Annotated in this window: 11 protein-coding genes and 1 pseudogene; 9 read left to right on the top strand and 3 right to left on the bottom strand. The window is 67.6% G+C overall.

Annotated elements, in window-relative coordinates:
- The first annotated feature begins 141 nt into the window (after window positions 1-141).
- The 3 genes from G1H10_RS23345 (at window position 142) to G1H10_RS23355 (ending at window position 2,388) form a co-directional block, all read left to right on the top strand.
- Complete coding sequence (locus G1H10_RS23345) at window positions 142-591, top strand: TraR/DksA family transcriptional regulator (protein ID WP_163742340.1); 450 nt, start codon at window positions 142-144, stop codon at window positions 589-591.
- Between the two features lie 103 nt (window positions 592-694).
- Complete coding sequence (gene lspA / locus G1H10_RS23350) at window positions 695-1,468, top strand: signal peptidase II (protein ID WP_163742343.1); 774 nt, start codon at window positions 695-697, stop codon at window positions 1,466-1,468.
- Window positions 1,465-2,388 carry an RluA family pseudouridine synthase gene (locus G1H10_RS23355; protein WP_163742346.1) on the top strand — a complete coding sequence of 308 codons (924 nt, stop codon included), beginning with the start codon at window positions 1,465-1,467 and terminating at the stop codon, window positions 2,386-2,388. Before lspA ends, G1H10_RS23355 begins: the two co-directional genes overlap by 4 nt.
- Before the next feature lie 132 nt (window positions 2,389-2,520).
- Here the strand turns inward: G1H10_RS23355 and G1H10_RS23360 are convergent, their stop codons facing one another.
- Window positions 2,521-3,903 carry a bifunctional phosphatase PAP2/diacylglycerol kinase family protein gene (locus tag G1H10_RS23360; protein WP_163742349.1) on the bottom strand — a complete coding sequence of 461 codons (1,383 nt, stop codon included), beginning with the start codon at window positions 3,901-3,903 and terminating at the stop codon, window positions 2,521-2,523.
- 359 nt (window positions 3,904-4,262) lie between these two features.
- On the opposite strand from G1H10_RS23360, the gene dnaE reads away from it, so the two are divergent.
- From dnaE to G1H10_RS23375, 3 genes are read left to right on the top strand one after another with little or no spacing between them, the layout of a single operon-like run.
- A complete protein-coding gene (gene dnaE, locus G1H10_RS23365) occupies window positions 4,263-7,730 on the top strand; it encodes a DNA polymerase III subunit alpha (protein WP_174264605.1) in 3,468 nt (1,155 codons plus the stop codon).
- A 37-nt stretch (window positions 7,731-7,767) separates the two neighbouring features.
- Window positions 7,768-8,379: a LapA family protein gene (locus G1H10_RS23370; RefSeq protein ID WP_163742355.1), complete on the top strand. Its 612-nt coding sequence runs from the start codon at window positions 7,768-7,770 to the stop codon at window positions 8,377-8,379.
- A gap of 9 nt (window positions 8,380-8,388) precedes the next feature.
- Window positions 8,389-9,315, top strand: coding sequence for an SMP-30/gluconolactonase/LRE family protein (locus G1H10_RS23375; RefSeq protein ID WP_163742358.1), 927 nt, complete (start codon window positions 8,389-8,391; stop codon window positions 9,313-9,315).
- 147 nt (window positions 9,316-9,462) lie between these two features.
- On the opposite strand, the gene G1H10_RS23380 is transcribed toward G1H10_RS23375, so the two are convergent.
- Window positions 9,463-10,440, bottom strand: coding sequence for an ion transporter (locus G1H10_RS23380; protein WP_163742360.1), 978 nt, complete (start codon window positions 10,438-10,440; stop codon window positions 9,463-9,465).
- 291 nt (window positions 10,441-10,731) lie between these two features.
- Between G1H10_RS23380 and G1H10_RS23385 the strand changes: the two genes are divergently transcribed.
- On the top strand, window positions 10,732-11,760 hold the full coding sequence (locus G1H10_RS23385; protein ID WP_163742363.1) for an SDR family NAD(P)-dependent oxidoreductase: 1,029 nt from the start codon (window positions 10,732-10,734) through the stop codon (window positions 11,758-11,760).
- A 219-nt stretch (window positions 11,761-11,979) separates the two neighbouring features.
- Window positions 11,980-12,057: pseudogene (locus tag G1H10_RS35130) on the top strand (DUF2695 domain-containing protein); the annotation flags it as partial.
- Window positions 12,058-12,089: 32 nt separating this feature from the next.
- Here G1H10_RS35130 and G1H10_RS33295 read toward each other — a convergent pair.
- The gene (locus G1H10_RS33295; RefSeq protein ID WP_312856630.1) at window positions 12,090-12,635 is read right to left on the bottom strand and encodes an ABATE domain-containing protein; all 546 of its coding nucleotides are present in this window, start codon (window positions 12,633-12,635) and stop codon (window positions 12,090-12,092) included.
- 126 nt (window positions 12,636-12,761) lie between these two features.
- Between G1H10_RS33295 and G1H10_RS23400 the strand changes: the two genes are divergently transcribed.
- Window positions 12,762-13,619: a class I SAM-dependent methyltransferase gene (locus G1H10_RS23400; RefSeq protein WP_163742373.1), complete on the top strand. Its 858-nt coding sequence runs from the start codon at window positions 12,762-12,764 to the stop codon at window positions 13,617-13,619.
- Window positions 13,620-13,669 lie beyond the last annotated feature (50 nt).

Raw genomic sequence — 13,669 nt, forward strand, 5'->3', positions numbered from 1 at the left:
TCGGAAGCGTTCCTTCCAGGCTGTGGAAACGCTGAGAAAGAAGGTCGCTCGTTGAACGTCGGCGTAGGAAGATCTATCCTCAGCTGACCCGGACGAATAAGAGTGGGCGGGCAACGCAGCAGAACAGGGGGTGCGGAGGTTATGACCGAACGCACAGACAGCACAGATGTGACGGCGAACATGCCGGACGAACAGGCAGCGGCACTTGTCGTGGGTGCTGACGAGGACCCCTGGACGACAGAGGAACTCGAGGAGGTCCGAGAGACTCTGCGCGGTGAGTCGATGAGACTGCGCGAGGAGATCGCGGACTCCGAGCACGAGATCGCGGACCTGCTGCGCCGGAGCACCACGGATGGCGGCGAGGACCAGGTGGACGCCGGTTCCAAGACGTTCGAGCGGGAGCATGAGCTGTCGCTCGCGGCGAGCCACCGGGAGATGCTCAACCAGACCGAGCGGGCGCTGTCGCGCATCAATGACGGCACGTACGGCGTGTGTGAGAGTTGCGGTAACCCCATCGGGAAGGCTCGGCTCCTGGCGTTCCCGCGTGCGACACTGTGTGTAGCATGCAAACAACGGCAGGAGCGTCGCTGAATCGCGACCACACGATCAGCGCGTCACGACGGCAGATGAGAACGGTGGGTGCCTGGCACCCACCGTTGTGTGATGCGCGGCGGACCACGAGACGGGAGAGACGGTGAGTGTGACCGTTGACCCGAGCGAGAGCAGCGGCACAGCGGACGGCGCGTTGAGCGCGACGCGAGCGGGCGGCGATGCGCGTCGCCGGACGACGCTGTTGCTCACGGTCGCCGCGGTGATCCTGACACTGGACCAGATCACCAAGGTCTGGGCGGTCGAGGCGCTGAAGGACGGCCGCGTCATCGAGGTGATCGGTGACATCCTCCAGTTCCGGTTGATCCGGAATCCGGGCGCCGCATTCAGCATGTTCACGGATATGACCGTGGTGCTGACGGTGATCGCGGCGGCGGTGGTCGCGGTGATCATCTGGGTCAGCCGGAAGGTGACCAGCGTGGCCTGGGCGGTCGCCCTGGGCGGTATGCTCGGTGGAGCTCTGGGAACGCTGAGCGACCGCGTGTTCCGCGAGCCGGGTCCGATGCGTGGCCATGTGGTCGATTTCATCGAGCTGCCGAACTGGCCGGTTTTCAACATCGCCGACTCGTCGATCACCTGCTCGGCGGTGCTGATCGCGCTGCTGAGCTTCCGTGGCGTGGCCGTGTCGTCGCACGGAGCGGCCGAGGGCGACGACGAGGGCGCGCCGGACGTCGTCGGCGGTCCGGAAACAGATGACGGCCCGGACGCGAGCGCGGACGACGGTCCGGAGGCGAACGCCGACGACGGATCGGACGCGAACGCCGACGACGGATCGAACACGAACGCCGACGACGGTCCGGACACCAGCGCTGAGGCCGGTCCGGACACCGACAACGAGACCGGGACAGGACAACGGTGAGCGACCGGCGCGTGCTGCCCGTGCCGGACGGACTGGAGGGGGAGCGGCTCGACGCGGCCATCGCCCGTCTGCTCGGCTTCTCTCGTAGCAAGGCCGCCGATCTCGTGGAGAGCGGTCTGGTCCTGGTCGACGGCGTCGCGGAACCCAAATCGGCGCGGGTGCGTGCGGGAGGCTGGCTCGAGATCGAGATGCCGGCACCGGCGGCACCGGTCGAGGTGGTCCCTGAAGAGGTGGCGGGGATGCGGGTCGTCCACGACGATGACGACGTCGTGGTGGTGGACAAGCCCGTGGGCGTGGCGGCACACCCGAGCCCGGGATGGACCGGGCCGACCGTCGTCGGCGGACTCGCGGGCGCCGGGTTCCGGGTCTCCACCAGCGGCGCGGCCGAGCGGCAGGGCGTCGTCCACCGGCTCGATGTCGGCACCAGCGGGCTGATGGTGGTGGCCAAGTCCGAGCCCGCGTACACCTCGCTGAAGCGGCAGTTCCGCGAGCGTACGGTCGACAAGGTGTACCACGCGCTGGTGCAAGGACATCCAGACCCGTCGCGCGGCACCGTGGACGCGCCGATCGGCCGGCATCCGCACCACGATTACAAGTGGGCGGTGACCGCCGACGGCAAGCCGAGTGTCACGCACTACGAGACGCTGGAGGCGTTTCCCGCGGCCAGCCTGCTGGAGATCCATCTGGAGACCGGGCGCACGCACCAGATCCGGGTGCACATGAGTGCGCTGCGCCATCCGTGCGTCGGCGACTTGACCTACGGCGCGGACCCGACGCTGGCGACGCGGCTCGGCCTGACGCGGCAGTGGCTGCACGCGACGCGCCTCGGGTTCGAGCATCCCGGCACCGGGGAGTGGGTCGAGTTCGAGACACCGTATCCGGAAGACCTGCAGTCCGCGCTGGACCACCTCGCCTCCTGAAGCTCACCCACCCCCCGGCCCTAAATGATCATGTGAAGTGGGTTTTCTCCAGCACTACCATGCCTGCAGACCTGTTGGTGCACGAGAAAACCCACTTCACATGATCATTTAGGCCGTGCGAGATGGTGGGGTTCATGTGCTTTCGACGTCGTATGGGCGGTAGACGATGAGAGGTCCCACGAGCTTCCGGAACTCGCAGCGGTCGTATGAGCCGACGGTTTCGCCGTCGCAGGCGATCTCGAACGATCCGGATTCCGCGATCACGGTGAGCGACGTCGCCGTCGTCGCCCGGTGCACGCGGCTGTGCGGTGCGGTCCCGGCGAGGATGGCCGCGGTGGCCCGGGTCCGGGAGAACGGGCCGACCTTGAGGTACTGGACGTCCAGCTCGCCGTCGTCGAGCCGCGGTCGCCAAGCCGGGAAGGTGCCGCGCGGCAGGTAGCGGCCGTTGCCGACGAAGAGCATCCAGACCTCGGTGGGGACGCCGTTCAAGTGCAGCCGTACCGGCCGGTGGCTGCGCAGGACCTGTCCGGTGGCGATGGCCATCGCCAGCCATTTGCCGAACCGACCCTCCAACTGCTGGCGCCGCTGCACCATCTCGGGGTAGCCGCCGATGCTCGCGGTGTTGAGGAACGTCACGCCGTTGGCCCGGGCGACGTCGACGGCGACGGCCTCGCCGGACTCCACGGCCCGGCGAGCATCGTCCAGCGTGTCGATCCCGACGTCTCGCGCGAAGTGGTTGAGCGTTCCGGTGGGGAACACGGCTAGCGGGAGACCTCGGTCGCGGGCGAAAGCGGCGACGGAGGCCACCGTCCCGTCCCCGCCGGCTGCGCCGACGGCCCTGGTGTCGGTCCGGGCGACCGTACTCGACAGTTGCTCGGTGAGATCCGAATCGGGATCGAGTTCGACGATGGTGGCGGCCGGTAGGAGTCTTCGAACCTGGCCCACGGGGTCTGAGTTCATGCCGGACGCCGGGTTGACCGCGATCACCAATCCGTGGCCCTCGGGCAGCGCGGGAGCGTCGACGCGGTGCCGGATCCGGGCGGGCGCCTGCGGGCGGACCGGCCACCACCGCTGGCTGGCGACCGCGATGCCGGCGCCGAGCGCGGCGCCGGCGAGGACGTCGCTCGGGTGGTGCACTCCGACGTGGACACGCGAGTAGGCGACCGCGGCGGCGAGCGGACCGATGACGATGGCGAGCCGTGGCCGCTCCAGAGCGACGCCGGTGGCGAACGCCGCCGCCGATGCGGCGTGCCCGCTCGGGAAGGAAGCCGTCCATGGCTGGTGGGTCAGCTGCCGGACGACGGCGGTGCGTTCGAGCACCGGTCGCTCGCGCTGGAACAGCGGCTTGAGTGCGACGTTGACGGCGGCGCTGCTGACCGCGAGGGCGCCCAATCCGCGGAAGACGGCGCGCCGCGTCGGCTTGGACATGAACGCGCCTGCGGCGGCGATCCCCAGCCAGAGCCGCCCTTTGTTGGCCGACTGGCTCAGCCGCCGCAACCCCGAGTCGATATCCACCGCCACCACGCTAACCGCCTGCCCTAAATGATCATGTGAAGTGGGTTTCTCGTGCACCCCCATGTCTGCAGGCATGGTACGGCACGAGAAGACCCACTTCACATGATCATTTAGGACCGGAAGATGGGTGGGGGGAGATGGATCGGGGGTCGCTCGGCGGGGCGCCGACATGTTGTCAGGGGCGGCACATAGAGTGAGGTCTGTTCCCTCATCGGGCCGGGCTGACGTGGTCGTTCTGGTTGCGCTGGGGGACCGGGTGAGTTCACCTGCGACGCTGCTCTAGGAGGTCTGGTTTAGTCGTGTCGAGTGCTGGATCCGACGGGAGCTTCGTCCACCTTCACGTGCACACCGAGTACTCGATGCTCGACGGCGCCGCGCGCCTGGACGATCTGTTCAGCGAGGCCGCCCAGCAGGGTATGCCTGCCGTCGCCACCACCGACCACGGCAACGTGTTCGGCGCCTACGAGTTCTACAGCAAGGCGAAGAAGCACGGCGTCAAGCCCATCGTCGGCATGGAGGGCTACCTGACGCCGAAGACCAGCCGGTTCGACAAGACACGTGTGCGGTGGGGCGACGGCGGCGGCGACGACGTCTCCGGTAGTGGTGCGTACACGCACATGACGCTGCTCGCGGAGAACAACACCGGGATGCACAATCTGTTCCGGCTCGCGTCGCTGGCATCCATCGAAGGCTTCTACTTCAAGCCCCGGATGGACCGGGAGCTGCTGGAGCGTTACGCCACCGGACTGATCGCCACCACGGGCTGTCCCAGCGGTGAGGTGCAGACGCTGCTGCGGCTCGGCAAGTACGACGACGCTCGGGCGTCCGCGGCGGAGTTCCGCGACATCTTCGGCAAGGAGAACTTCTACGTCGAGCTCATGGACCATGGGCTGTCCATCGAGAACCGGGTCCGCGAGGATCTGCTCCGTCTGGCCAAGGATCTCTCCCTGCCGCTGCTGGCTACCAACGACCTGCACTACACGCACAAGGCAGACAGCAAGGCGCACGAGGTGCTGCTGTGCGTGCAGTCCGGCTCGACGCTGGCCGATCCGAAGCGGTTCAAGTTCGACGCCGACCAGTTCTATCTCAAGACCCCGCAGGAGATGCGGGAGCTGTGGTCCGAGCTGCCGGACGCCTGCGACAACACCCTCGAGATCGCCGAGCGCTGCGAGATCAGCTTCGTCGAGCAGGCCGGCCGGTTCATGCCGCATTTCCCGGTGCCCGAGGGCGAGGACGAGACCTCCTGGTTCGTCAAGGAGGTGGAGCGCGGCCTGCATCGTCGCTACCCGGAAGGTATTCCGGACGACGTGCGCAAGCAGGCCGAGTACGAGACCGAGGTGGTGACCGGCAAGGGATACGCCGGCTACTACCTGATCGTCGCCGACTTCATCAACTGGTCGAAGCGCAACGGGGTCCGGGTGGGGCCGGGCCGTGGATCAGGCGCCGGCTCGATGACCGCGTACGCGATGGGCATCACCGACCTCGATCCGCTCAAGCACGGGCTGTTCTTCGAGCGGTTCCTCAACCCAGAACGCGCCTCCATGCCCGACTTCGACGTCGACTTCGACGAGCGTGGCCGCGGCGACACCATCCGCTACGTCACCGAGAAGTACGGCAGCGAGTACGTGGCGCAGATCGTCACCTACGGCACCATCAAGGCCAAGCAGGCGGTCAAGGACGCCTCCCGGGTGCTGGGGTTCCCGTTCTCGATGGGGGAGCGGATCACCAAGGCGATGCCGCCGGCGGTCATGGGCAAGGACATCCCGCTGTCCGGGATCTTCGACCCGGAGCATCCGCGTTACAACGAGGCCGGCGAGTTCCGCCAGCTCTACGAGTCCGACGCCGACGTCCGCAACGTCGTGGACACGGCGAAGGGCCTGGAGAACCTGAAGCGCCAGTGGGGCGTGCACGCCGCCGGGGTGATCATGTCCTCGGAGCGGCTGCTGGACACCATCCCCATCATGAAGCGCGAGCAGGACGGCGCGATCATCACGCAGTTCGACTACCCGACCTGCGAGACGCTCGGCCTGGTCAAGATGGACTTCCTGGGGCTGCGGAACCTCACCATCCTCGACGATGCGCTGAAGAACATCGTGCGCAACGGCAAGGACCCGATCGACCTCGACGAGCTGGAGCTCGACGACCCGGCAGCCTACGAGCTGCTGGCGCGCGGTGACACGTTGGGTGTGTTCCAGCTCGACGGCGGCCCGATGCGGGCGCTGCTGCGGATGATGCGGCCCGACACCTTCGAGGACATCTCCGCCGTCATCGCCCTGTACCGGCCGGGGCCGATGGGTGCGAACTCACATATCAACTATGCGCTGCGCAAGACCGGCCAGCAGGAGATCACCCCGATCCATCCGGAGCTGGCCGAGCCGCTCGAAGACATCCTGGGCACGACCTACGGCCTGATCGTCTATCAGGAGCAGGTCATGGCGATCGCGCAGAAGCTGGCCGGGTACACGCTCGGTAAAGCGGATCTGCTCCGGCGCGCCATGGGCAAGAAGAAGCGCGAGGTCCTCGACGCCGAGTTCGTCGGCTTCTCCGAGGGGATGAAGGCGAACGGGTTCTCCGAGGCGGCCATCAAGACGCTGTGGGACATCCTGGTCCCGTTCTCCGACTACGCGTTCAACAAGGCGCACAGTGCCGCGTACGGCGTCATCGCGTACTGGACGGCCTTCCTCAAGGCGAACTATCCGGCCGAGTACATGGCCGCGCTGCTGACGTCGGTCCGCGGTGACAAGGACAAGACCGCGCTGTACCTGTCCGAATGCCGGCGGATGGGGATCAAGGTGTTCCCGCCGGATGTGAACGAGTCCGAGGGTGACTTCACCCCGGTCGGCACCGATATCAGGTTCGGCCTGGCCGCCATCCGCAACGTCGGCGGCAACGTCGTCGACGGGATCGTGTCCGCCCGCAAGAGCGAGGGCCGGTACGAGAGCTTCGCCGACTTCATGAACAAGGTTCCGGTCCCCGTGTGCAACAAGCGGGTGGTGGAATCCCTGGTCAAGGCCGGCGCGTTCGACTCCATGGGATACGCACGACGGGCGCTCGCGGCCATCGTCGACGACACCGTCGACGCGGTCATCACCGTCAAACGCAACGAGGCGATCGGTCAGTTCGACCTGTTCGGCGGCGCCGGCAGCGAGGAGAGCGCGGGCCTGGAGATCAGCGTGCCCGAGCTGGCCGAGTGGGACAAGAAGATCAAGCTCGGCTATGAGCGCGAGATGCTCGGCCTGTATGTCTCCGACCACCCGCTGCTGGGGCTGGAGCACGTCCTGACCGCCTCGGTGGACCGGCCGATCTCGGCGTTGACCGACGAGAACGAGGTGCCGAGCGGGACCAGCCTCACCATCGGCGGGTTGATCACGGGGATCCAGCGCAAGGTCACCAAGCGCGGCGATACCTGGGCGATCGCCACCGTCGAGGATCTGGAAGGCGCCATCGAGTGCCTGTTCTTCCCGGCCACCTACCAGCTGTACGCGACACAGCTGGTGGAGGACGAGATCGTGCTGGTGAAGGGGAGACTCGACTGGCGGGACGAGTCGCCGCAGTTCATGGCCAGCGAGCTGACCATGCCGGACATCTCCGAAGCGCCCACCGGCCCGCTCGTGGTCACGATGCCGGTCGCCCGGTGCACGCCGCCGGTCGTGGAGCGGCTGAAGGACGTGCTGGTGACCCATCCCGGTGCGACCGAGGTGCACCTGAAGCTCACAGGCTCGGAGAAGGTCACGGTCATGCGGCTCGCCGACGGGCTGCGCGTGACGCCGTCGTCGGCCCTGATGGGAGACCTCAAGGCGCTGCTCGGCCCGACGTGTGTGGTCTGATAGTGCAGATGAGCGAAGAGGAACTAACCATCGATCCGTGGCCGGCGTCGTGAGCGGGGATCCATCCTGGTCCGGTGCTCCGGCCGATGCACACGCCGAGCTGACGGCCGCTCCGTCCGCTACGGCCAGGACGCGCGGCCGTCGCCCGGCGCCGAGCCCGGCGCGGGTGAGCATCGAGATCGGCGTCACCTGCCTTGTCCTCGGCGTGACCATGGGCGCCGTGTGGTATCTGCTCGCGCCGGATCTGATCGGGCAGGTGGTGGAGGGCGGAAACGTCGTGGCCCCGATCGAGCAGGCGCGTCAGCTGTTCGATCAGATTGCGATCTTCTTCGGCCTGGGCGTCCTGATCGGCCTAGTCCTGGGCTCGTTCTTCGGTGTGCGGCACCGGCGGCGGCCGGTGACCGTGCTGGTGGCGTTGGCCGTGGGCGGACTGGGCGGATCCCTGCTGGCGTTGGCGGCCGGGAGCGTGCTCGGCCCGTCGGCGGCAAGCGGACCGCCGGGCACCGAGGTGGCCATTCCGCTGAGATTGGAAGCGCCCGCGGCCCTGTTCGCCTGGCCGGTGGTGGCGGTCGTGGTGGTGACCATCATGTCGTTGTTCCGCGATGATCGGACGCCGTGGGTGTGGAACGGCGGTTCGGCCCGGCAGTAGGGAGTACAAGTGGCGGACGGGGTCGAGGTCGTCGACGCGTTGTTCTCACAGTTCGTTCTGGGAAACGCGTCGCTGGAGCGGCTGTGGACGGGAGCGCGCTGGGCGGAGGGGCCGGTCTACTTCGCCGACGCACGTCAGCTGCTGTTCAGCGACATCCCGAACGATCGCATGCTGCGCTGGGTCGACGTCGGCGGCCCGGGAGACGGCGGCGTCACCACCGTCTACCGGCAGCCGTCGGAGTACGCCAACGGGCACACCCGTGACCGGGAAGGGCGGCTGGTCAGCTGCCAGCACGGCACCCGGTCGGTGACCCGGACCGAGCTGGACGGCAGCATCACGGTGCTGGCGGAGCGGATCGGGGGACGACGGCTGAACTCGCCCAACGACGTGGTGGTCAAGTCCGATGGCAGCGTGTGGTTCACCGACCCGCCGTACGGCATCCTCAGCGATTACGAGGGGCACAAGGCGCCGTCCGAGCTCGACGGCTGCTGCGTCTACCGGCTGGATCCGGCGACCGGCGCGCTGGACGTGGTGGTGGACGACATGGTCAAGCCGAACGGGTTGGCGTTCTCGGTGGACGAGTCGGTGCTGTATGTGACGGACAGCGGACGCTCGCACGATCCGCAGGGGCCCCGGCACATCCGGGCGTATGACGTGCGCGACGGGCGCGAGCTGGCCGCCGGACGGGTCGTCGCCGAGGTCGCCCCCGGCAATCCGGACGGGCTCGCCGTCGACGACGAGGACTATCTGTGGTGTAGCGCCGGAGACGGCGTGCATTGCCTCGCCCCCGACGGCACCCTGCTGGGCAAGATCCTGGTGCCGGAGACCGTGTCGAACTGTACGTTCGGCGGCGCGAAGCGCAACCGGCTGTTCATCACCGCGACCACGTCGCTCTATGCGATCTACCTGAACCGCGCCGGCGCCCAACGGCCATAATCACCAACCGTCGGCCGCGCCATGCAGGGGAGTCGCGCAACCCGGAGACGGTCCGCGCCGCCGGGCGTGGCACGTTGAACGCCTCCACAAAGCGACACAAAACGGACGCAAATGCCGTCCTTGAGCGTGCCATCCACAGGCACCCGGCTAACTCGGTGGCCCGGGCGCGCCGTGATCATCAGATGGGTCAGGGGTGGTGGTGCTTCGAGTCAGGCGGTGCTCGAGGGATGCGACTTGGCGCTGCAGGCTACGGATCGCCTCGAGCAGCTGGTCCTCACGGTCCGGCGGTGAGCTGAACCGAGGTGCTGTGGAGTCCGGTCGAAGGGTGACCTCGGTTGGACCGGAGCGTTCTGGCGGGGCTCCACCGGGTTGCTCGTCGTCCTGGTCTTTCTGCCGGTCCAGGGCCTCCACCGTCACCGCGATGAACAGGTTGAGTACGACGAACGTCGCCACCACCACGAAGCCGAGGAAGAACAGCCACGCGGCCGGTTCCTGGCGCCCGATCGGTTCGACGATGTCACCGAGGCCGCCGTCGCCGATCATGATCCGGAACATCGACGTGGCCGATTGGCCCAGATTGCCGAAGTGCTCGGGCGCGAGATCGCCGAACATGTTCGTGGACATGACGATGCCGACATAGTAGAGAATGCCGAGCAGCGCGGCGATGGACGAGATGCCGGGGATGGCGGCGATCAGCGCCCCGATCACCCGGCGCATCGACCGCACGGTCGACAGCAGGCGAAGCACGCGCAAGACGCGCAGCACCCGGAGGACGGCCGCGTTGCCGGACGCGGGCACGAGCGCGACGAGGACGACGAGCAGGTCGAACCATCCCCAGGCGGAGCGGAAGAAGGCCGTCCGATGGGCATAGATGCGCAGCACGATCTCGACCACGAAGATCCCGACGATGCCGCGGTTGACGGGCGTGAGGATGAAGCCCCAGCGATCGGTGACGGACTCGTAGGTCTCGACGCCCAAGAGCACGGCGTTGACGATGATCAGAGAGATGATCGCCCGCTGAAAGGCGGCGGATTCGGCCACGACGACGGCACGGTCGCGGAGCGTGCGCTGCGGAGACGGGCGGCTCGGTGGGCGGTCGAGTACATCGGTCGCCCGATCGGTCATGGACGTTTCCTCACGTGCGGCGGCGGTCAGCGCCTACAAGCGGACATCAGCGCGCATATTGTTGCATGTCGCACAATCTTCACGTGCCGCCTCCCGATTGCCGGCACACGCTGGGCGGCGGCTCTGTCCTGGGCAGACTTCGGATCGCGGCCGTGTCCTGACCCGTCGTCGACGCGAGCCTCGCCTCGTCCGTAGAGCCTCACGTCCGTCGCCTGCGACATCGTGCGCCTTCCCATACCTGCTGACGTGGGCGTATCATCGCCGCACATCGGCATTGTCTCGGGGGGCACAATGCGCATACTGGTCACTGGTGGGACCGGATTCGTTGGTTCGCATGCTGTGGCGGCTCTCGTCGAACAGGGGTATGACGTCAGGCTGCTGGTTCGATCACCGGACCGCATCGCGCCGGCGCTCGAACCTCTCGGAGTGAACGGCGCGGTCGGTCATGTGGTGGGAGACGTCACCGATCGCGCGTCGGTGGAGCGCGCCGTCGCCGGCTGTGACGCCGTCGTGAACGCGGCGAACGTCTATGACTTGGACGCCCGGGCGTATCGGGCGACCAAAGACGTCAAGGTACGCGGGACCGAGGTGGTGCTGCGAGCGGCGGCCGAGCGGGGCTGTGACCCGATCGTCCACGTGTCGAGCACGCTGACGGTGCTCAGCTGGCACGCGACCGTGGGGCCGGACGCGCCGTTGTCGAGTGCGCGCGGCGTCTACACGCGTTCGAAGGTGGCCGGTGACCGGATCGCGCGGGATCTGCAGGCATCCGGGCTGCCGGTGGTGCTCGTCCAGCCCGGCGGTGTGCTCGGGCCGTCGGATCCGCACCTGAGTGATCAGATGCGCCGCCTTCGCGACGTTCTGCGGGGTCTGTACCCGCTGTATCCTCGCGGTGGTTATCACGTCTGCGACGTGCGAGACGTGGCGCGCGTCCTCTCGGCCGTCGTCGTACCCGGCCGTGGGCCGCGCCGGTACGCCGTGCCCGGACACCATGTGGATGGCCGGCGCATGTTCGACATGCTGCGGACCGTGACCGGGCGTCGGTTGCCGCACGTCCTGTTGCCGGCGGCGGCGCTGCTGGCGCCGACCTGGCTGGCGTCCTCCGTGCAGCGGATACTGCCGTTTCACGTGCCGGCCGAGTACGAGGGCGTGCTGGTCACGTGGTACGACACGCGGATCGATGACTCGCGTGCCCGGGAGGAATTCGGTATCGAGCCCAGGCTGCTAGGTGAGACCTTCCTCGATGCCGTCAGCTGGCTGCGGGACGCGGGACACATCACCGCGCGGCAGGCCGGGCGGATCTCGACCGGCGAGCCGATCTGACGACGATGCGTCGTTCACCTGGGACGATCACGGGTCAAGCAGGACGAAGCCGACTCTGTCGGCGCTGTCAGGTAGAACAGATGTACTACCGGAGACAAGCAGAAGGAGTAACGCATGAACGACTCCATCGTTACTGATATCGAGGCAGAGCTGGCGGACTTGTCCCGCGCCTTGACCGAGCCGGGTGAGCGGGAATGTCTGCGCTGTTACGTCCTTCGGATGCTTCATGAGTTCGGGTGCGACGGAACTCTGCGCTGGGCGAAGTATTGGAGGGATCTGCGGGCACCGCGTGCTCAGGCGCTGGCGAGGAAGCTGGCATACCGTGGCGGTCACTGCGACTGCGAGGTCATTTTCAACGTGTATCCGCGGTACCCGCAGACGACGAAGCTCCAGCCGTGTGCCGGCGTATCGCGCCGGGGGTGTACGAAGCCCTGCGCGCTGGGCCCGCCCTGACGTCGTGCTCTGCGGTGTGTCCGCCTGCCGTCGGGCAGATGAGGCACCGCACAGCTCCGGCGTGAAACGAAGACACGGTCGCATGCCGAGGCTGTGCAGATGCCGAGCCGATCGCACATCGGATTGCCGAGGACGACGGCGAGTGCGGTAGCCATCGACGCGGCCCAGCTGCGGGCCCAGCTGGCGTCCATCGCGTGGAAGTGCAGGTGCCATGGCTCGCCGTCGTGCCGGGCTAGGACCGGGGCCGCGTGTGTCTCGCGCAGCAGCGTGTTGGTCCGTTCGCAGGCTTCGTCGAGCCGTCCGGCATCGACGTCGGCGAAGACGCGGTAGAGGCGCATCGCGTACTCGCGCAGCTGCTCGACGTCCGGTTCCGCAACGACGGGGCGCGGTCCGTTCCGGCGCGGCCGCAACAGCTCCGACACCTCCTCGGCGGTGCGCCGTCCGCTGTATTCGCGGCCTGACGCGTGGGCCCGGGGTGAGGACCGGTCATCCTCTCGCCACTATGGTCGTCACTACCTAACAGAGTATCGACAGTAACGGAGAACGCGATGGACAGCGTGGTGACGCCGACTGTGTCGGCCGATGTGGCGCACGCGTGGATGCGGCGATGGGACGTCCAACAGGAGCACTACATCGCCGATCGCGAAGAGCGGTTCGCCGTCATCGCCGATGTGGTTCAGGCCGCGGTGCGCGATGTCGACGAGCCGGTCATCGTCGATCTCGGATGTGGACCAGGGTCGCTTTCCGCCCGGCTGCGCGAGCGGCTTCCGGCGGCGCGGATCATCGGCATCGACGCTGATCCACTACTCCTCGGGCTCGGCCGGGCGCACTATGGCGATGCCATCGAGTGGGTCGATGCCGATCTGGCCGAAGGGTCGTGGCGGTCGAGCGTGCCGGCCACCATCCACGCCGCTGTGTCGACGACGGCGCTGCACTGGCTACCGACGGAGTCGCTGGCCGAGTTGTACCGGGATCTGGCATCCCTTACGGTGCCCGGCGGCGTGTACGCCAACGGCGACCATCTCGGCTTGGATGACAAGCGGCTGCAGTCGCTGGCGACGGTGGTCCGCGATCGCCGAGCCGAACGCGTCGGCGTTCTGGACAACGAGGACTGGCATGCGTGGTGGGACGCGATCGGCGCTGACCCCGCGATGGCCGGCCTCGTCCGGCAGCGTGCCGAGCGGTTGGCGGCCCGAAATGGTGCGCCTGCCAGCGGCGATCGCGCGACCACGAGTGCTGACGATCCGACGGCGAGCACAGACGAGGACGCCAAGGACAGTCAGACTCACGACGGTAACGGCCTGACCGTAGCGGACCACATCGCCATGCTCACCGCTGCCGGATACGCGACTGCTGCCCCGATCTGGCAGGTCGGAGACGACCACGTCCTCGTCGCGCTGCGGTGACTCGCGAGAGGCCACGATGATTGCCGGGGATCGCTGTTGTGAACGCCCCA

It is taken from the genome of Phytoactinopolyspora halotolerans (genome assembly GCF_010550675.1).
Lineage (GTDB): Bacteria > Actinomycetota > Actinomycetes > Jiangellales > Jiangellaceae > Phytoactinopolyspora > Phytoactinopolyspora halotolerans.